The sequence below is a fragment of the Thermovenabulum sp. genome (assembly GCF_049701175.1).
In the GTDB taxonomy this organism is placed as follows: domain Bacteria; phylum Bacillota; class Thermosediminibacteria; order Thermosediminibacterales; family Thermosediminibacteraceae; genus Thermovenabulum.
In genome coordinates, this window is record NZ_JBNATW010000012.1 from 19,475 (window position 1) to 38,948 (window position 19,474).

Genomic DNA, 19,474 nt, shown 5'->3' on the forward strand with positions numbered 1-19,474 from the left:
TTGACTTTTTGACGCTATTTTATTGCTCTTTTTATCGCTGTTTCTACCCTCGCTCTTATTGTATAATCAAGAGCACCCCTATCCTTTGCCACCACAAGGGCGTTTTCAACCTCAAGCTCTTTTAAAGTATCCATAATAACCTTTTCAATCTGCTTTCCAAACTGCTTTAAAACTATGCTATCAAGCTGAATTTCATTTCCTTTTTCGTTTGGATATACCATGATGTAGATATCGTTTGATTCCATCGTACCTGCCTTAGCAGGCTTAGTTATTTTCATAGCACCCCTCCCGTTTTTTTGTTTATTCTTTCCCTATTTTTTGATAATGTTAATACCCTTTGCATTTCATTGTAGACTATCATAAATCCTTCATCAACACCCATTCCTGGTTTTGCAAGGCACTGGTCTGCATCACATGCTATAGCTATATTTGTTAAAACCTGTGCTGATCTATCGGTTTCATTGCAAGTTCCTCCGCAGTACGCTCCTATTCCATGCTTTTTGCAGTAAAGTATTGCCTCCGCAACATTGTTTATTCCCCCAAGATCTGGAGTCTTTATCTGAATCATATCAGCAGCACCTTCATCAACAAATAGTTTAATATCTTCCAAGGTATTGCACCATTCATCCGCAACGATTTCAACTCGAATTCCCTTTTGCTTTAAAAGGTTTCTAAGTTTTTTAAGTGCTTCAAGCTGCCCTTCCCTATTTTCAACATCCACAGGCCCTTCTATCCTTAATTTAAATGGCTTTGCTATTTCCTCAAGTTCGCCCAAATAATTTGCCATTTTTTCATAGTCCATGTTAAAAGCTATTCCAATGGTTCCGTAAACATCTATATGAAGAATTGGATTATAATCCTCTGAAGTTCTTAATTTTAGAATCCTATCTTTAAGCCAAGCTACATATCCTTTTAAAAGCTCTCCCTTTTCCCCAAGCTTTTCCTTTACGTTGTTTATAAGGCCATGCGGCAATACATCTGCACCCTTTAGAATCATCTTATCAACATTAATGTATCTATCATCGCCGGATTGTGTAAAAATAGGAATCTTTTTAAATTCAACGCCTGTATTATATTCATCTCTTATTACTTCCGCCATAGTAACCTTTCTTGCCTTTGCAACTGCATCTAATATAGCCTGAGTTACTCCGTATCTTATTGCAGTATGGAGCCTTTTCCCCGCTATTTCCATATTGTCTATTTCTTGGGCCATTTCTTTAAAGGTTGTTATTTCCCTTCCTGTAAGCTTTGGTGAAATGTATTTTTCAATAACTGGAATAAACTCTTCAGCTAAAAACAGAGGGTCTCTTCCACCTGCACCTGAGTATTGAACAGCTGCACAATCACCAAAGGCAATTTGACCATCTTCTAATATAAGCATAACAGAAATAGACTCTCCAGCCATTCTTATGGTCTTAAATCCTTCAGTTACAGGCTCTCCTATGTAAACAAATCCATCATGTGGAGCACCCTTTTTTATAGCCCTTTGGTCATCAAAGAAAAATCCCGTCCTTCCTGCTGATATTAACACATCTACAATTTTCATAAAAATCCCCAACCTCTCCTACAATGTTTAATTAATAATTTGGCCTTCCTACTAAGAATCCCTTCCCGACAGCATTAATATCATCCACCACCATTTGGAATCCTATTTTCCTCTTTTCATACCTTGCCCTTTCCTCTAAAAGGCTTCTATGAAAATCCTTGATTTCCTTTGTAAATGGGAGGTTTCCAAATTCAAGTATTCTAACTGCACCATTGTTGTCCCTTGCAGGAAGTACTTTACCTGCATTGAACTTGCTTGGCGCAAAGGGAATGTCTAAAATTCCCATTTCAAAGGCCTTTACAACCCCTACAGCAAGATCGCCTTTCCCAACCTCAAACACCTTATCAAGTATGCACTTTGTTTCCATTTTAATAAGTTTGATTTCTTCCTCTAATTCCTTTGACATAGGAAGCCTCTGACCTCTTAATAAGTTTAACGTCTGCTTTGTTGCCTTAATTCCAGCTGCATTAGCTTCTTTGGTTGGAATTCCAACAGCTTCATGAGGAGTCTTTACTATAACCTTTGTAGCTCCTGCGAGGGCTGCTGTTGCTGAACCCCATGAAATAACTCCAAAGGCCTTTGCCTCATCCTGTGGGAATCCTCCCATCCATTGATGGAATACAGTTGTAAGCTCTACATCATATCCGTATTCTTTAAAGTATTCATTAGCCTGCTCCTCTAAAGCCTTCATTGCTGCGACATCCTGAATTAAATTTCCACACTGTCCATATCCTAAGGTGATATTCTTAACACCCTGTTCTGCAGCAAGTAATCCTTCTATTATAGCAACTGCATTTGATATACTGGGTGGAACTAAAGTTCCTGTTAATGGACCAAATGGTTCTCTGTTTAAAGAAATTCCCATCTCTTCATAAAGTCCAACTAATCTATCGCAGTACTGCCAATCAAGTATTGACTTTTCGAGGCTCACGTTCTTTGCATAAGGAATATTGTATGAAATTGCACCGCCTTCGTTTGAAGTCCACCCTGCTGCATGTATTATTTCAGATAAAAGCCTTGCGTCCGGTGTTCCATGCCTTGCTTGAAGTGGAAGGTCAATCGCCTCAAAGACCTTTCTACATCCTTCAACACCGTGGTTTACCGCAGGAAATCCATTTAGCATCGAACGGCCGGCCTTTCTACTCTCTTCAAGCCCTATTTCACATTCTTTATATCTATTTTGTCTCGTGTAGCTGTCAATAGTTGTCGGCAATAGGTCTGCTTCCCCTTCATCTTGAAGATATTTTAAGAGGTTTATATGATCCTCTATCAATGCAACACCTGCCCTTGGCTGTGCTAAAGTTATTCCTTGTTCCTTAGCCTTTTTTAGCTTAAAAGGAAAACTTTTATGTTCTGGCACTTTCCTTAAATATTCTGCAGCCTCCTCTAAATTCACTCCTTTTCCCGTTGGCCACTGGTTTAATACCTCTTCTCTTACTCTAAAAAATTCATCTTCAGTCCACTTCTTATTTTTAAGTTCCACATTATTCCCCCCTTAAACCTTTACTATATACTTTTTAATAATCCTTAAAGCTTTGTCCGGATACTTTTCAGCTAATAATCCCATGGCAGACAATATATACTCTTTATCTACTAATATTTCAGGATTTACCGGTTTTAAATAATTTGGAGCTGCAGGGTCAAATTTGCCTGTTGAAAGTATTTTTTTAGGGTTCTTACTATGGACTATAACTCCTCCTGTTCCAATCAAATATTTCACATTTAATAGATCCTTCCCTACCTGAGAGTAAATTGTCCCCAAAGGAGTATATAAGCACTCGATTGTTCCCACATGCCTTTCCATAGCAATTTCTGTTGCTACCATTCCAAGACTTTCATCAAATTCCAAATCTTCCTCATTCTTAGGGACAAAACTTATATTGGATTGAAGAAATTTACATCTTTCTTCAATATCGTATTTGCTATTAGGTATGAACTTACTAATTCTTTTAATTCCTGCAGTCTCCAAAAGGGATACTGCGCTAACCCTCATACCAAGGTCTCCTTCAACCGTTCTTTTTGCGTAGGGTTCTGGAAGTCCTTTTAAAGTTACTCCGACCTTTGAAGGCTCTCCACTTGCTATAGAATGAACGTCTGTAGTTGCCCCTCCAATGTCAACAACAATAAGCTCTCCTATCCCTTCTTCTTTATCTGTTCCATCGGCGAGTATCTTTGCAGCCTTTAATACTGCTGCAGGAGTTGGCATCAATATGCCGTTAATAAACTTTTCTGCCCTTTTCATCCCTTTGGCTTCGACTATTTTTTCCATGAAAATTTCTCTTATAACTTTCCTCGCAGGTTCTACGTTTATTTGGTTAAGCTTTGGCATAACGTTCTCGGTAATCTTATAATAAATATTGTATTTATTGAATATATCACTTATCTCATCCTGTGCATTTTTATTCCCAGCAACAACTATTGGAACATTTTTTATATATTTTGCTATAAGTTTTGCATTATGGATTATACAGTCCTTGTTTCCACCATCCGTCCCACCTGCGAGAAGAATTATATCTGGCTTTTTATCTATAATCTCCTCAATCTCAAACTTTGTAAGTTCGAAGCTATATACGCCAAGAATTCTCGCACCGGCACCAAGGGCAGCCCTTTTTGCAGCCTCAGCTGTTAATTCAGGCACTAATCCAATAGCTACCATCTTTAGTCCACCTGCAGCAGAAGAACAGGCCAATTTTTCCACAAAGTTTACCTTATTTAAATTTATCTTTTCCTTTAACTTTTCAAAGGCATTTTTAAATCCTATCATTATATCTGTTTGAACTGTTGTTAAGTCCTTTGCCGTTGCAAGTATTTCCTCATTTTCTAAATCAACTGCAGTAAGTTTTGTGTACGTGCTTCCAAAATCTATCAAAAGTGCTGCATCCATGATACCACCTAATCCTCTATCCCTAAATCTCTTTTGAGATCTCTTATACCTATCTCCGGAGATGTTCCGGGTGGATAAACCCTGTTAAAGCCCATCCCTTTAAACCTTTTTTCAACATCACTCCAATCTTGTTTTCCAACCACAAGATTGCCACCTATATAAAGTAAAATATTTTTAAGCCCTGCTTCATCGCACTTTTCCCTTAAACCTCTACAGTCTATTTCCCCATGGCCGTAGAGGGACGAAACCAATATTGCATCCGCGTTTGTTTCAATAGCAGCATTAATAAATTCCTCTTGTGAACACATAACTCCTATGTTTACAACATTAAATCCTGCTTCTGAAAGTGCTCTTTCAAGAATCTTATTCCCTACAGCATGGCAGTCAGCTCCAATAACACCTAAAACAACAGTTTTTTGCATATAATTGCCTCCTTTCTGCTTATAAATAGTTTTTATTAATTCATCTTTTAAATTGTTTAAATTTCGTTCGCTTTTGCAGTTTATACTATAGTTCCTGTAGCATTATTGAATATAGTATATTGTATACATGAATTTAATTTTTTATATAAACAGAAAAGCAATTTATGTATGACTATTTATATTTTTTTTATTTTAATATAATATACAAATAAATCTTTTGTCAATCCTTATAAAACAACTCTATAAAAATATAAGGTTGGCTTACAACCAACCTATCATAATCCCCCGGGTCTTAATTATAAAATTATACATATGAGGCTCCCACTTCCTTCATTGACAATTCGCTGCAATGTTTCTTGAAGCTTTACCTGAGCTGCTTCGGGCATATGCTGTAATTTATTTTGTATACCTTCCCGAACAAGCTCCTGCAATGATTTACCGAAAATATTGGTTTGCCATATCTTTTCAGGGTTTCTTTCAAATTCACTCATTAAATAGTTCAACAGTTCTTCACTCTGTTTTTCTGTGCCGATTAAAGGTGATACTTCCGTCTGGATATCTGCTCTTATCATATGAATTGATGGTGCTACCGCCCTTAATCTTACTCCAAATCTGAATCCCTGTCTAATTATTTCAGGTTCTTCTAAAGTCAACTCATCGAGCTGAGGTGGAACTATGCCGTATCCAACCCTCTTTACATCTTCTAAAGCCTTTGCAACCTTGTCGTACTCTTTTTTTGCCCTTGAAAACTCTCGCACTATACTAATTAAACTATCATCGCTCGCTATCTCTACACCAGAAATTTCGCTTAATACCTTATAGAAAAGTTTATCGGGTGTAGACATTTCAATATCAGCTTTTCCTGTTCCAGGATTGAGTTCTTTTATCTTGACACTATCTATAAGGTCGCAGGTTTTAAAAGTTTCTATCATTTTACCCACGTCTCTCAAACGGTAGACATTTTTAACATTTTCTTTCACTGTTTCTTCAATCTTCTTTTTCACCCAATGCTCTTTTTCGAGGGCATCCACCCATCTCGGCATCTTAATGTTGATTTCCATAACAGGAAATTCATACAGCGTCCTTTCAAGGATTTCGTATACATCTTCCTGTCTTAAATTTTGACAGTCGTACAAAAGCACCGGTACATCGTATTTTTCCTCCAGAATCTCCCTTAATTCCTTTGTCAATTCGTCTTCCGGTTTAGAAGAATTTAATACAACAACAAAAGGCTTGCCGATGTTTTTCAATTCTTTTATAACCCTTTCTTCTGCTTGAACATAATTATCCCTTGGAATATCCGTAATGGAACCATCAGTTGTCACCACAATGCCTATTGTAGAATGCTCTTCAATTACCTTACGGGTTCCAATTTCTGCTGCCTCCTGAAAGGGTATTTCCTTTTTATACCATGGAGTACTTACCATCCTTGGACCGTTTTCATCCTCATAACCTAAGGCCCCTCTTACAGTAAACCCAACATTATCTACAAGCCTTACTCTTAACTTGATGTTATCCTTTACCGTGATTTCTACTGCCTGACTTGGAATAAACTTCGGCTCTGCTGTCGTTATTGTCCTTCCCGCACCGCTCTGAGGCAGTTCGTCCTTTGCCCTGAGCCTTGCATTTGGGTCGTCAATATTGGGTAATACCATAAGCTCCATAAATTTTTTAACAAAAGTCGATTTTCCTGCCCTCACCGGTCCTACTACCCCGATGTAAATATCTCCCTTTGTTCGTTCGGCAATATCCCTAAAAAGATCAAAATTTTCCATCATCTCCCCTCCTTGCCCTTATTTCCTTTCCGTAAATAATTCCCTTTAATTTATCACTAATATATATATGGACACCTTTTTGGGAATATTACAAAAGATTATTGCAAAACTTCAAAGTTATTGAAAAAATTAGGAGGTTTTTACCTCGTTTAAGAATAATTTCTTTCACAGTTCGGAGAAATTTTTAAAGAAAATTGGCAGATGGGGAATCTTTTTTGTTATACATGTTTATAAAAAAATTTTGTTGGGGTTATTCTGAATACTATTCACAGATTTTTTCGTAATAATCGCCATACAAAAATAATTCTGCATATTTCTACAGATTCAATTTTTATAAATCTAAATATAACATTAAAGGAGTGAAAAAATGTATTTTTGTGCACAATGCGTTATTCATTCATGTAAGACTGGTGATATGTCAAAAGTACCAAAAAACTGTCCATGCCTCGAAAATGATAAGGACGAAATATTAAAGAGGTTAATTCGGTTATATGCAAAAACTGTAGTATTCCTAAAGAAGAAATAAATATAAAAGAAAATGAAAAAGTTCATCCGAACACTTATGAGCCAATGTGCAACCCTATTGGTCAAACCTTCTTTTTAAATAAAGCCAAAACCGATTTAAACATAATTTTAGGCCTATGTGTTGGACATGATGCGCTTTTCATAAAGTATTCCGAAGCACCGGTTACAGTCTTAGCGGTTAAGGATAGAAGGATATTACCGAAAAAAGCTTTTCCTTGAAAAAACAGAGAATTTATAGCAAATTAGTATGCAATTATTAAATAAAAAATCTATATTATTGACATATGTTCATTATAATATTAACATTGAAATAGAAATCATTTATATTTTAGAAATAAAGTCAGGAGGTTAAATTATGTATACAGAAAAAGTCATTGACCATTTTTTAAATCCAAGAAATGTAGGTATAATCCCTGATGCTGATGGTATAGGACAATATGGTGACCCCTCTTGTGGCGATTTTTTAAGGGTTTATATAAAGGTAAAAGATGGACGTTTAGTAGATGTTAAATTTCTCATTCAAGGTTGTCCCGCAGCTATTGCTACCAGCAGTATCATGACAGAATTAGCCATAGGCAAAACCATAGATGAAGCACTAAAAATAACCGATGATGATATTCTTGAGGCTATAGGAGTGCTTCCGGAAGAAAAAACTCACTGTTCCAATTTAGGTGCAGGTGCCCTGCACCTTGCAATAGAAGATTACTTAGAGAATCGTAAAGATAATTAAATAATTAATAATATAAAACAGGCCTTCTGCCGTCAAAATTGGCAGAAGGCCTTAACGCTATTTCTCAAAATCATTAAATAATGATAATGCTATATTTTTTAAAGCTTGGACAGCAGGTCCAGAAGAATATAGAACAGGTGGAATACCTTCTGATATCGATTTTATTATTTCTTCGTCAAAGGGAATTTTCCCTATGACCTCAATTCCTTTATTAATACAGTATTTTTCTATTTCTCGAGCCTTTTTTTCCGCTATGTCAAACTTATTAATCACTACCTTGATAGTTACATTAAAATTATTTGCCAAATTTAATAACCTTTCAAAATCATGAAACCCTGACGCAGTAGGTTCAGTTACAATCAATACTGAATCAGCCCCAGAAAGTGAAGAAATCACTGGACACCCTATGCCCGGTGGACCATCTGTTATTATACATTTATATCCTTCTTTTTCTGCTATTTCTCTTGCAGTTTTTTTAACTAATGAAACCAGTTTGCCCGAATTTTCCTCTGCAGCTCCAAGCTTGGCATGAACCATAGGCCCGTACTTTGTATCAGAAATATACCAGTGGCCCGCAAGAGTATCTATCATCTCAATAGCTTTTTCAGGACAAATATTATAACAAACCCTGCATCCCTCACAAAAAATAGAATTCACTTTAAAATCTTTGATAGCATTGAAGCGGCAAACTTTTTCGCATTGACCGCACCTTCTACATTTATAGCCATTTATTTTCGCCTTTTGGCTCCCCCAAAATTCAAAGGTTTCTTTTATCTCAGGTTTTAAAAGAATGTGTAGATTAGCAGCATCCACATCACAGTCAGCCAGGACCGCTTTTTTTGCAAGAACTGCAAGGGAAGCTGTAACTGTGGTTTTTCCTGTCCCGCCTTTCCCGCTTAGTACAACTATTTCTTTCATGCTTTGACACGCCTTTCTATAGCCTTCCATAAATTCATAAAAGACTGCCTAAGTTCAGGAAATTTTTCGATCAACAGGTGCCCATCAGCGTAACAGAATGCATACCTTCGGTCAAAAGGTATTTTTAAAAGCAGGGAAATCCCTTCTTCTTTGAGATATTGTTCAACCTCATCATTACCAATACCTGCCCTATTTATTACAACACCAAAGGGAATCTTAAGCTCTCTGACCACTTCTACAGCCAGTTTGAGATCGCTAAGACCAAAGGGTGTAGGTTCGGTTACCAACACGCAGTAATCTGCCCCAGCTACGGCATTAACCATTGGACATGATGTGCCCGGTGGCGAATCAATAATAACCACAAGACCACTTTTAATCTTGCTTTTCACCCTTTTGATCACGGTTGGGGCAAGAACTGAGCCGATGGTTAAGGTTCCTTGGACAAATTCTATACCCTCTGCTGTGCCTTGTTCTACAATTCCTATTTCTCTATGTATTTCCGTTATGGCTTTTTCAGGGCATAGCAAACTGCACCCTCCACAGCCGTGACATAGTTCCTCAAACACCAGTATCCTTTTGCCTAAGTCGGCTAAGGCATGATATGCACATATTTTGGTGCAAATCCCACAATGGGTACATTTATCAGAATCTATGGAAGGCACCGGTAGGGTAACCGATTCCTTTTCCGTAAATTCAGGCATAAGAAAAAGGTGGGCATTGGGCTCTTCCACGTCACAGTCCAATAACGTAATCGGCATCTTATCTTTTAGTGTAAGGGCAAGATTTACCGCCACCGTGGTTTTTCCGGTCCCACCTTTTCCGCTGGCAATGGCAATTATCATGTTTTCACCGCCATTAAGAAAATAATATTCTGAGCTTTAATGGGAGCAATGTCCACCGTGTTCTCCTTCACCGTGATCACAAAGGTTACCTCTGTCGGCAATATTCCCATTAAGATATTCCTGGATTACATCGTCCACACGGCCAGATACGCCGGTTATGGTTATTATGTTATTCTGGGCGAACAGTTCTTGAGCTCTTGGCCCCATTCCCCCAGCTATTATGCAATTTACCCCTAATTTTGCAAGGTACCCAGGAAGGAATCCCGGCTGATGACCAGGATTTTCAATTACCTCTTTATTTATTACCTTCTTTTTACTTTCATCTACTTCATATATAGTATAAGTCTGACAATGCCCGAAATGAGCCGAAACTAAATTTCCATCAGTGGCTATAGCTACCTTCATAAAAAAATCCCTCCTTTTAAATATGATTAGGTTTTGTTGTTGGGCCAAAAACCTTAGTCAATTTCCCCTGAATGTAATTTTCCAACGCTTCTTTAACGCTGATTGAACTTACAGAATACACCTCTATTCCTGATTCTTTTAATACGCTCATTGCATTGGGACCTACATTTCCCGTTATAAGGGCTGAAACTCCCTTATCTACTATAAACTGGGCCACTTGAACACCCGTGCCGTGGGTGCTATTTGCATATTCATTTTCTACGGCTTCGAATTCCTTAGTTTTGGGATCGATAAAAATAAAATATCTGCAGCGCCCAAATCTCTCATCCAGCATGGAATCTAAATTATTGCCTGTAGATGTGACCGCAACCTTCATTATACATCCCTCACTTAGTTTTTAATTAGAGTTAACCTTTTAAAATATGAATTTAATAGTATAATATAAAATATAATGTAAATGTTAGCATTTTTTATGCAGGGACGGACAAAGAACCGCCCCTGCTTCCCAATCCCTTTTATTATTCTTGGCCTTTTCCTTCATCAAGGCCTTCTTTTTTTGCCTTTTTAAGCTCTTCCAGCCTTTCTTCTATCGCTTTTAGCTGCTCTTTTAAATATTTGGCCTCCTGGGAAAGGATTTCTTCTTCATACTTCTGTTCATTTTCAGCAGTATATACTGCATTATAGTCAAAAGGATAAAATTTCCTTGCCCAGAAGGGCAAACCTGTGGCATAGTACCAGTGCCTCCAACCCCTGCCAAATCCAAAACTACCAATCCCAAAACCAGAACCGAAAGCCCTGCGCAAGTGCCTCCTTCCCACGGGATTCATAAAGCCCGGTACGGGAAATCCTGCGCAAAAGCCCGCAGCTCTGCCGGTCATGGGGCCGCGCCCGTTGGGACCCGTTCCATCTCCTCTCGGCATACTTTTCACCTCCTTTCCGTGTGTTTTAACCACTCACTAATACCTTTTATTTCATCACTTTTATATGATTCTATCTCGCCTCTGTCGCATAGCTGTGCAAGTTTATAATCTACCGGCAACGACCCAAGAAAGGGAATCCCTGCTTGCCTTGCTACTTCTGCTCCACGGCTTTCACCAAAGACTTCTATCCTCTCTCCGCATTTGGGGCAAACTAAGTAACTATAATTTTCCACAATACCCAATACCGGGATATTCATCATCTCCGCCATTTTTATGGCCTTTTTTACAACCATTAGAACAAGATCCTGTGGCGACGAAACTATAATGAGTCCGTTTATTGGTAAAGACTGCATTACTGTAAGAGGCTCATCGCTGGTACCCGGTGGAAGGTCAATTAAAAGGTAGTCAAGATCTCCCCATACCACATCGGTCCAGAACTGTTTTATAGCATTGGCAATAAGAGGTCCCCTCCATATAACAGGGTCATCCTCATTTTCAAGCAGAAGATTTAAAGACATGATACGGATCCCTGAGGAGCTTTCCGGTGGCATAAGTCCAAAACCTATATCTTCGGGACGTTTTTTTACACCAAACATCTTAGGTATACTAGGGCCAGTAATATCAGCATCGAGGATACCTACTTTATATCCTTCCCTTTGCAAACTAACTGCCAAAAGTCCGGTAACAGTGGATTTGCCTACTCCGCCCTTTCCACTCATGACAGCTACAACGTTTTTTATGCGGTTTAACTCATAGGTTGGAATTTTTTCTACACCCTTTTCTGTAAAAGTTTCTGAATTGTTTTTTTCGATATCCGATTCATTTTGTTTCATTAGTTACACCCTTTCCTTTATATTTTTTATTAACCTTATCCTTACAATTTTTACAATACCCAAAATACCAGCATGAGCTGTTAACTACTTCGAAATCTTTAAGATTTTCATTTTCAGATAAAGTTAATTCTTTTTGTATAGGGACCTCATAAATCTTCCCGCATCCCAAACAAACGTAATGACAATGACTGTTACTATCATCTTTTAAAATCTCATATTTTATTGGTTGATTTGGCAGATTCAATTTCTGAAGTATCCCTTTTTCGCAAAAAAGCTCTAATGCTCGGTATACTGTTGCTAAACCTATTTTAGGTAAAATTTTTTTTGCAATTAGATATATTTCTTCAGCTGAAAGATGCTTTTTATTACTGTTTTTAATAGCTGTAATAATAGCCTTTCGCTGAGGAGTCCACTTAAAATCTTGATTTTCTTGTTTCTTAACAGCTGCCGATTTCATATTTACTCTTCTCCACTCTAAAAAAATTAATCTGATTTGTCAAAATCTCCTCTTCTCCTATGTCTGTGACACCATCTTCCGTAATTGTCATCTAAAATCAGCTCTTTATTATTACAGCTTGGGCATTTAATATCTTCCTTTTTATCATCGATACTGATTTCCTGCCAGACATTGCCGCATTTTAAACATCTTACAAGCTGTGAAATTTTAAAATTTCCTCCTTCAATGCGTATGGCTTTTCCATTAACCAGAGCGTCCGCTATTTTACTGCGCGCTGAATTTATAATCCTGAAGAAAGTAGGCCTTGAAATTCCCATCTTTTCAGCGCATTCTTCCTGCTCCAACCCTTCTAAGTCTTTTAATCGAATGGCTTCCAATTCTTCTACGGTAAGTTTTACTTCATCAAGCTGCTTTAGAGGAACTCCTGCAGGTTTAAAATACGTTATCTCCGGCAAAAACTGCACTCTCCGCCATTTAGGTGGCCTTGGCAACTCTTATCTCTCCTTTATTATTTTTGACATATGTTCATTATCATCATCTTCTATTATAATATTATTATGAACTTATGTCAATAATATTATTACTTGTTTTAAAAAAAACGGTAGAGAATGTCTCTACCGTTTTTAAAATTAATATATTTCTATTTTTCCGCTTCTTGACATTAAATCCTCAACGGCTTTCTTCGGATCCTTCCCTTCAAATAAGACTTTATATGCTTCCTGAGTTATTGGCATTTCCACCTCATAAAGGTCCGAAAGCCTTTTCGCGGCTTTGGTTGTATATATCCCTTCAATAACCATATTTGTTGATTTTATCACATCTTCAACTTTCTTACCTTTGCCAATGTCAATTCCTGCTCTTCTGTTCCTGCTGTGCATGCTGTTGCATGTAACAATAACATCTCCAACCCCTGAAAGGCCTGAAAAAGTTGAAGATTTTGCACCAAGTTTTTTCCCCAATCTCATTATCTCAATAATGCCCCTTGTTATCAAAGCAGCCCTAGTGTTATCTCCATATCCCAATCCTTCCGAAACTCCTGAGCAAATAGCTATTACATTTTTTAAAGCTCCACCCAACTCAACTCCTATTATATCACTGTTTCTATATACTCTAAAATAATTGTTAATAAAAACATCTTGTAGAATTTTTAAAACTTTTTTATCTTTTGAGGCAACAACAACAGCGGTGGGAAAACGCCTAACAACCTCTTCAGCATGGCTTGGTCCGGATATAACTGCAATTTGTGATATATGGGGCACTTCTTCCTTTATAACCTCAGACATTCTCAGTAGACTGTCATTTTCAATTCCTTTAGAAGCACTGACTATTATTGCATCCTTTTTTAAAATATATTTTTTTGCATCTTTCACAATAAAGCGAAGCGCCTGTGAAGGTGTAGCAAGGATAATAATGTCCGAATCTTTCACCGCATATTCCATATCATGAGTAACAAAAATGCTCGGATTTATTTTAACTCCCGGCAGGTATTCTCTATTTTCCTTAATTTGATTAATTTCCTCAGCAAGTTCTTTTCTTCTTGCCCATAAAAAAACCCTGTGATTATTGTCAGAAATAACATTGGAAAGTGCCGTTCCCCAACTTCCCGCACCTAAAACAGCAATTTTCATAAAAATTCTCCTTCACTAATCTTTCTTCTTTTCCTTCTTTTTTATTTTGAAAAATATAGGCGTACCTTCAAAACCAAACTTTTCCCTTAACTTATTTTCTAAATACCTTTGATAAGAAAAATGTAAAAGTTCCGGTTCGTTAACAACAAAACTAAAAGTTGGCGGTTTTACTGCAACCTGCTCGGCTTCGTATATTTTTAACCTTTTTCCCTTAATAACCGGTGGCGGTACAATTGTTGTCGCTTCTTCCAAAAGGTCCCTTAACATCTTTTTTTCTACCCTGAAGGTGTAATAATTCATAACAAATTCTATAAGTTCCAAAATTTTAGGTACTCTCTTTTTTGTCAGCGCTGAGACAAAAACTACAGGAGCATACTCTGCAAATTTAAACTCTTCTTTTATTTCTTCGGTAAATTTATATATAGTTTTATCATCCTTTTCTATCGCATCCCATTTGTTAACTACTATAATCATTGCTTTGCCTTCTTCGTGGGCAAGTCCGGCAATTTTTTTATCCTGTTCCGCTATTTTTGAAGTGGCATCTATAACCATTAATACCACATCTGACCTTTCGATAGCGCCAATTGCCCTTAAATTGCTGTAAAATTCTATATCCTCTTTTACCCTGCTTTTTCTTCTTAAACCGGCTGTATCTATTAGCACCATTTTTTTCCCCTGATACTCAAATAAAGTATCTATTGCATCCCTTGTGGTACCAGGAATATCGCTGACAATTACTCTCTCCTCTCCTAAAATAGCATTTACAAGGGAAGATTTTCCTACATTAGGCCTACCTACAACTGCTACTTTGATTACATCCTCGTCGTATTCAGGCTCTGTTTCTTCGGGGATAAAATCAACTATTCTGTCAAGCAAGTCACCTATGTTTATTCCGTGAGCCGCTGATATCAATACAGGCTCCCCGAAACCCAATTTAAAAAACTCAAAAGCCGCTTCCGACTGAGCTTCAAAATTGTCAACTTTATTTACTGCCAATATTACAGGTTTTTTGCTCTTCCTTAAAATTTGAGCAACATCTTCATCAGTAGGAGTTAAACCCTCTTTAGCATCTAAAAGGAATATAATGACATCAGAATTTTCTATAGCTACCTCTACCTGTCGTAAAACTTTCGAAAAAATAATATCCTCGCTTTCGGGTTCAATTCCACCTGTATCTACTAAAGTGAATTTTTTGTTTCTCCATTCAACCTGAGCATAAATTCTATCCCTCGTAACCCCCGGCTTATCATCTACAATTGAAACTCGTTTCCCAATTATTCTGTTAAAAAGGGTAGATTTTCCTACATTTGGTCTGCCAATTATCGCTACTGTAAATCCCATCTTCTTCCCCCCAATTTTATATTTAATATGCTTTGAAGGAGGGCTTTCCCGTTTACAGGGACAACCTTTACCTCTGTATTTAATTCTTCAGAAAGCTGTTTAACTGTAATATCATCAAGAAGCTTTCCTTCATTTACCATTACAGAAGGAATTAGTGCTACATCCCCTAATACCTTTCCTTTTAATTGAGAAATAATATCCCTACCAACTATGAGCCCTGCAACCGTAACCGATTCACCAAAAAATTCATTTTTTATTGCTTTAATTTCTAATTTTAAATTTTCTACGTCCTTTAAGAAATTAAGTTCTTTTTTTAGCAATCTAAATGCAGATAAACCCGTTATAATAGCAATATGCCTTTTTTTATCCAATTTTTTAGGTATCTTATTTTTATATAAACGAATCTCATGGCTCAAAAGCGCAGCCATTCCCACTCCATTTTCCCATTGGGCAAAATCTTCATAGGTTTTATAAGAAGGAAAATTCATCCCCGCCTTTTCGTAAAACTCATCGGCTGCAAAAACAAGCCTTTTACCAAATTTCTTTAAATTGTTTTCTTGGAAATACTTAATTAATTCAATTACACTTACGGCTTCTTCCTTTGTAAAATCCCTTAGTGGGAATAAATTTTCCCTGAAGCGGGTAAGTCCCACAGGGACGACCGCTATAGATAGCACAGAGGGAAAAAGCTCTAATAAATCTAAAATAGTTTTTTTAAGCACTTCACCATCATTTATCCCAGGGCAAAGTACGATTTGGGTGTGAAAGGAAATACCTTTTTCTTTAAATTCTTTTAAACAATCAAGCACATTTTGGCTATTGTTAACACCTAACATGAAATTTCTAATGTTTAAATCAGTAGCATGAACTGAAATGTAAAGAGGGCTTAAGTGCATTTCAAATATTTTTTTCTTATCCTCTACGGTAAGGTTTGTGAGAGTAATATAGGTGCCTTTAAGGAAGGATAAACGATAATCATCATCTTTGACGTATAATGAAGGGCGCAATCCCCTCGGCATTTGATCTACAAAACAAAAGACACATTTATTTTTGCAAACCTTTATGCTATCGATAATAGGACTTTTAAATTCCAATCCTAAATCCTCATCGAAATCCTTTTCAATGTATACTTTTTTTTCTCCTTCTTTTGTTTTTATTAATATTTCTAATTTTTCATCAGTAGTATAAAATTTATAATCTAAAATATCTTCTATGGGTTTCCCGTTTATCGAAATAATTTCATCACCTTTTTTTATACCTGCCTTTTGAGCTAAACTATTTTCCTTTACGAAAATTACCTTTGCCTTCCCCAATTTATTTACTCCTTTATACCATCTTAAAACTTTACAAACTTTATTATTAAACAAAATATAAAACAAGTCAAGAAAATTAATTTTCACTCATTCTTCTTTTAACTTTCATAACAAGATTTACAAAATCAAAATATTTTTCTTGAATACCTCTTATTGTAAGGGGCCTCCCTACATTAACCAGCTTAAACCTTCTCGAAAGTAACCCCCCTATTTTTGTTTTGAGGTTCACAAGATGTAAAGTATCTACCATGTGTATCTGGTTTAAATCTATTCCGCTCTCCTTTAAAAAAGAAATAATCGTCTTTTTTATCATTTCCCTTTCATTAGTCATGCCTATTATATAAACCTCATTACCGTATTCATCCTTACCCATTAAAAAAGGAGTGCCTATTTCATAATTATCAGTTTTGTCGAAATATGGGATTTTTAAAAACTCTTCATCCTTAGGAATTCTATCCTTCGGCAAATACCCTACATGAATAGCAGCAGCAATTACAGAAGAATGTGCACTGCCATAACAATAATAAAAAATTTTCATATTAATCCCCCAATTTATCTTAAAGGCTTCTCTTTCATTTTATGAACAAGATTTTTTAATTTATTAAAATTCTTTTTAATACCTATGAGAACTAATTTTTCTCCTGCACTTTTAAAACATAATTTTTGCGAAAGAAAGCCTCCCATTTTTGTAAAGACGTTTTCATAAATATATAAATCAACAAAGTCTACATCATTTTTCCCAAGCCCAAAGATTTTAGAAATTCCATTTAATGCCCTTTCAGCTATTCTTCCTGATTTTTTGACTCCTAAAATATATATTCTTCTCCTTTTTTGATCTTCCGCAAAAAAGATGAGCTCTCCTAATTTTGAAAAGTTATTTTCTCCAAATCCTTTTATACTCCTTATTTTCTCCTCATCATATTCCTCTAAAATCCCTAAATGAATGGAAGCAGCTACTACCGAAATGTAGCTGCCCCAGTAATCAGCATATATTACTTTCATATATCTCACCTAATCTCTTTTTTATTTTCTTCTGATTCCCCTGTACATCCTGACCCTTCATCGAAATTTTCATCGTTACCATCTTCTGATTTCTCTTCGAAAGTAGATTTCTTGTTTTTTGAAATCGAAATATTTCCCAGGAAATTGGAAAACTCGGAGCTTCCAAATTTTTTAATTTTACTTTTAAACTCATTCCACCCTCCTGTGCTTATTATCATATACCCTATTATCCCTAACACGGCAATAAATATTATCCAAAATATAGTTCCTCCTGAACTCCTTTTTTCTCCAGGTATTTGTGTTACCCTGCCCATAGGCGTAGGTTCTTTTTGATAATCAGCTCCATAGACAGTAGCCATTATGACATCTGCCAAATGTTGAATTCCTTCTTCAGCTTTTTCTCTGTGATTAGTATAAGTACCTGCTTCGATTAATATAGTTCTTGGATACAAATCCTGATTATAACTTCCCTTCCCGTAAAAAATCCCTTTTAAAAGGCCGGGATACTTTTTATCAGCCATTGCCTTTATCTGCCATGCAAAATTATTTATCATTTTGATTTGTGGGTTTTGCCTTCCTACAACAAGCCTAACCTGAGCTATAGGTCTTCCGTTTACACTGCTAGTATATTCTTCAGCAGGTACAGCATCCCTATGAATATCTAAAAGCACATCTGGCCTCTGTTTCAAAAGCTCCATTGCTGTTCGTCTTGATCGATGATAAGCACCTGCATCATGGGGATCATGAGGCTTTTCTGACTGTATAACTTTTACCCCTTTTTGCTCTAAAGCCCTTTTTAAAGCTTCACCCACTTTAAATATTCCACCTCTATAGGGTATGCTGGGTTTACCATCTGTTGGAACGTAAGATTCATCACTATGGGTGTGGTATATAGCTATAACCCTCTGTCCTGCTTCTTTGAATGCTTCTTGGATATTGTCATTCTCATTTGCTTGCAAAGCCTTTTCAATATCTACTTTTTCTTTAAATTTTGCATAAGCCATATCTCCTTTTACTTCAGAAACCTCATATAATCTGTTTTCTTCATCCAAATACTGATCTCCTACTGAAACAAACATGCTTGTTCTGAAAATTATATGGTTGGTACCCTCCTCATAAACCGTAAAATATCCGTCCTTTTTTTCTTCTTCAGCATAAACTGTTGAAAAAAATGAAAAAACCAAAAAAATTATCAAAAAGTTTATCAAAAATATCTTCGTAATTTTACGTTTCATCCTTTTCATCCCCTCTTAACGAATTATTTTCTTTTACCTCTATATTGGAAACTTTATTTTCCTTCCGGGCACTTAAATCAGCTTTGGCCGTTCCCCCTTGCAGTCTTTCCCTGGTTTCACCAACTATTTCACACAGCAAAACCGCAATTACACCGGAAATTACTGTGGCATCAAACACACCAGCTCCTCCTATTACCGTCCCAATAGGCCTACCAGCAACACCAAAAGCATATAAAAGGTCTCCTATTAATATTCCCAAAATACCTGCAATAAAAGCTCCACGCCTTGATCTGCCAAAAATATAGGCAACTACCCCAGCTATAATTGCAAAAGCAAAAAGGGGATCGATTATCATAACTTCTGGTTCTGCAGGTAATAATCTACCTGTGAAGAACACCGCAATCCCGCTTATAATAGATGCAATAATCGACCTTATTTTTTCCGCAGCTTCATCCGCAGTTACTATTAAATACACTGCTAATACGATAGGTACTATTCCTCCGCCGATATTAATTGATAAACTTCTGCTTAAAGGAATTGCTGGAAGGAAAAAACCAACAACCATCATTGCTAAAAACAGTAATGCAGTTTTGTCGTTCAACTTCATTCTGTCAAGGACCCTGTGAAGCACTCCAAAGTAAATTAGCACCCCAATTGCAACAAGTAAAATAATTCCAAAAGGCATTTTATCACCTCTA

The 19,474-nt window shown here is 36.6% G+C and carries 22 protein-coding genes and 1 pseudogene; 2 read left to right on the forward strand and 21 right to left on the reverse strand.

What is annotated here, in order from left to right; all coding sequences use genetic code 11:
- Positions 1-14: 14 nt before the first annotated feature.
- From citD to spoIVA, 6 genes are all read right to left on the reverse strand, one after another.
- Entirely contained in the window at positions 15-278 is a 264-nt protein-coding gene (gene citD, locus ACPLVF_RS05695) for a citrate lyase acyl carrier protein (RefSeq protein ID WP_068748104.1), read from the reverse strand.
- Positions 275-1,546 carry a methylaspartate ammonia-lyase gene (locus tag ACPLVF_RS05700; protein WP_424906866.1) on the reverse strand — a complete coding sequence of 424 codons (1,272 nt, stop codon included), beginning with the start codon at positions 1,544-1,546 and terminating at the stop codon, positions 275-277. The genes citD and ACPLVF_RS05700 overlap by 4 nt, the downstream gene beginning before the upstream one ends.
- A gap of 31 nt (positions 1,547-1,577) precedes the next feature.
- Complete coding sequence (locus tag ACPLVF_RS05705) at positions 1,578-3,029, reverse strand: methylaspartate mutase subunit E (RefSeq protein ID WP_424906867.1); 1,452 nt, start codon at positions 3,027-3,029, stop codon at positions 1,578-1,580.
- Between the two features lie 12 nt (positions 3,030-3,041).
- Positions 3,042-4,430: a methylaspartate mutase accessory protein GlmL gene (gene glmL, locus ACPLVF_RS05710; RefSeq protein ID WP_424906868.1), complete on the reverse strand. Its 1,389-nt coding sequence runs from the start codon at positions 4,428-4,430 to the stop codon at positions 3,042-3,044.
- Between the two features lie 8 nt (positions 4,431-4,438).
- Positions 4,439-4,852, reverse strand: coding sequence for a methylaspartate mutase subunit S (gene glmS / locus ACPLVF_RS05715; RefSeq protein ID WP_424906869.1), 414 nt, complete (start codon positions 4,850-4,852; stop codon positions 4,439-4,441).
- Between the two features lie 296 nt (positions 4,853-5,148).
- Entirely contained in the window at positions 5,149-6,627 is a 1,479-nt protein-coding gene (gene spoIVA, locus ACPLVF_RS05720) for a stage IV sporulation protein A (protein WP_424906870.1), read from the reverse strand.
- Between the two features lie 367 nt (positions 6,628-6,994).
- Here spoIVA and ACPLVF_RS05725 point away from each other — a divergent pair.
- Both ACPLVF_RS05725 and ACPLVF_RS05730 read left to right on the forward strand, forming a co-directional pair.
- Positions 6,995-7,341 (forward strand): annotated as a pseudogene (locus tag ACPLVF_RS05725) (DUF1847 domain-containing protein); the annotation flags it as partial.
- Between the two features lie 166 nt (positions 7,342-7,507).
- Complete coding sequence (locus ACPLVF_RS05730; RefSeq protein WP_424906871.1) at positions 7,508-7,882, forward strand: iron-sulfur cluster assembly scaffold protein; 375 nt, start codon at positions 7,508-7,510, stop codon at positions 7,880-7,882.
- Positions 7,883-7,939: 57 nt separating this feature from the next.
- Here ACPLVF_RS05730 and ACPLVF_RS05735 read toward each other — a convergent pair whose 3' ends face one another.
- The 15 genes from ACPLVF_RS05735 to ACPLVF_RS05805 all read right to left on the reverse strand — a co-directional run bounded on the left by ACPLVF_RS05735 (position 7,940) and on the right by ACPLVF_RS05805 (position 19,461).
- Positions 7,940-8,800 (reverse strand): ATP-binding protein, encoded by an 861-nt coding sequence (locus ACPLVF_RS05735; RefSeq protein WP_424906872.1) that lies wholly within the window; start codon positions 8,798-8,800, stop codon positions 7,940-7,942.
- Positions 8,797-9,642 (reverse strand): ATP-binding protein, encoded by an 846-nt coding sequence (locus ACPLVF_RS05740; RefSeq protein ID WP_424906873.1) that lies wholly within the window; start codon positions 9,640-9,642, stop codon positions 8,797-8,799. Before ACPLVF_RS05740 ends, ACPLVF_RS05735 begins: the two co-directional genes overlap by 4 nt.
- A 36-nt stretch (positions 9,643-9,678) precedes the next feature.
- Complete coding sequence (locus tag ACPLVF_RS05745) at positions 9,679-10,047, reverse strand: NifB/NifX family molybdenum-iron cluster-binding protein (RefSeq protein ID WP_424906874.1); 369 nt, start codon at positions 10,045-10,047, stop codon at positions 9,679-9,681.
- 16 nt (positions 10,048-10,063) lie between these two features.
- Positions 10,064-10,423: a NifB/NifX family molybdenum-iron cluster-binding protein gene (locus ACPLVF_RS05750; protein ID WP_424906875.1), complete on the reverse strand. Its 360-nt coding sequence runs from the start codon at positions 10,421-10,423 to the stop codon at positions 10,064-10,066.
- A 142-nt stretch (positions 10,424-10,565) separates the two neighbouring features.
- Complete coding sequence (locus tag ACPLVF_RS05755; RefSeq protein WP_424906876.1) at positions 10,566-10,967, reverse strand: DUF5320 domain-containing protein; 402 nt, start codon at positions 10,965-10,967, stop codon at positions 10,566-10,568.
- A gap of 5 nt (positions 10,968-10,972) precedes the next feature.
- Positions 10,973-11,800, reverse strand: coding sequence for a P-loop NTPase (locus ACPLVF_RS05760; RefSeq protein WP_424906877.1), 828 nt, complete (start codon positions 11,798-11,800; stop codon positions 10,973-10,975).
- Positions 11,787-12,257, reverse strand: a complete 471-nt coding sequence (locus ACPLVF_RS05765) for a Fur family transcriptional regulator (RefSeq protein ID WP_424906878.1) — start codon at positions 12,255-12,257, stop codon at positions 11,787-11,789. The genes ACPLVF_RS05760 and ACPLVF_RS05765 overlap by 14 nt, the downstream gene beginning before the upstream one ends.
- Before the next feature lie 26 nt (positions 12,258-12,283).
- Positions 12,284-12,748, reverse strand: a complete 465-nt coding sequence (locus ACPLVF_RS05770) for a DUF134 domain-containing protein (RefSeq protein ID WP_424906879.1) — start codon at positions 12,746-12,748, stop codon at positions 12,284-12,286.
- Positions 12,749-12,886: 138 nt separating this feature from the next.
- On the reverse strand, positions 12,887-13,885 hold the full coding sequence (locus ACPLVF_RS05775) for an NAD(P)H-dependent glycerol-3-phosphate dehydrogenase (protein WP_424906880.1): 999 nt from the start codon (positions 13,883-13,885) through the stop codon (positions 12,887-12,889).
- A gap of 15 nt (positions 13,886-13,900) precedes the next feature.
- Complete coding sequence (der, locus tag ACPLVF_RS05780) at positions 13,901-15,226, reverse strand: ribosome biogenesis GTPase Der (RefSeq protein ID WP_424906881.1); 1,326 nt, start codon at positions 15,224-15,226, stop codon at positions 13,901-13,903.
- Complete coding sequence (locus ACPLVF_RS05785; RefSeq protein WP_424906882.1) at positions 15,211-16,539, reverse strand: DUF512 domain-containing protein; 1,329 nt, start codon at positions 16,537-16,539, stop codon at positions 15,211-15,213. Before ACPLVF_RS05785 ends, der begins: the two co-directional genes overlap by 16 nt.
- Positions 16,540-16,615: 76 nt before the next feature.
- The gene (locus ACPLVF_RS05790; RefSeq protein ID WP_424906883.1) at positions 16,616-17,077 is read right to left on the reverse strand and encodes a DUF3189 family protein; all 462 of its coding nucleotides are present in this window, start codon (positions 17,075-17,077) and stop codon (positions 16,616-16,618) included.
- 14 nt (positions 17,078-17,091) lie between these two features.
- The gene (locus tag ACPLVF_RS05795; protein WP_424906884.1) at positions 17,092-17,541 is read right to left on the reverse strand and encodes a DUF3189 family protein; all 450 of its coding nucleotides are present in this window, start codon (positions 17,539-17,541) and stop codon (positions 17,092-17,094) included.
- Between the two features lie 5 nt (positions 17,542-17,546).
- Positions 17,547-18,776, reverse strand: a complete 1,230-nt coding sequence (gene spoIIP, locus ACPLVF_RS05800) for a stage II sporulation protein P (protein ID WP_424906885.1) — start codon at positions 18,774-18,776, stop codon at positions 17,547-17,549.
- A complete protein-coding gene (locus tag ACPLVF_RS05805) occupies positions 18,766-19,461 on the reverse strand; it encodes a DUF1614 domain-containing protein (protein WP_424906886.1) in 696 nt (231 codons plus the stop codon). The genes spoIIP and ACPLVF_RS05805 overlap by 11 nt, the downstream gene beginning before the upstream one ends.
- Between the last annotated feature and the right edge of the window lie 13 nt (positions 19,462-19,474).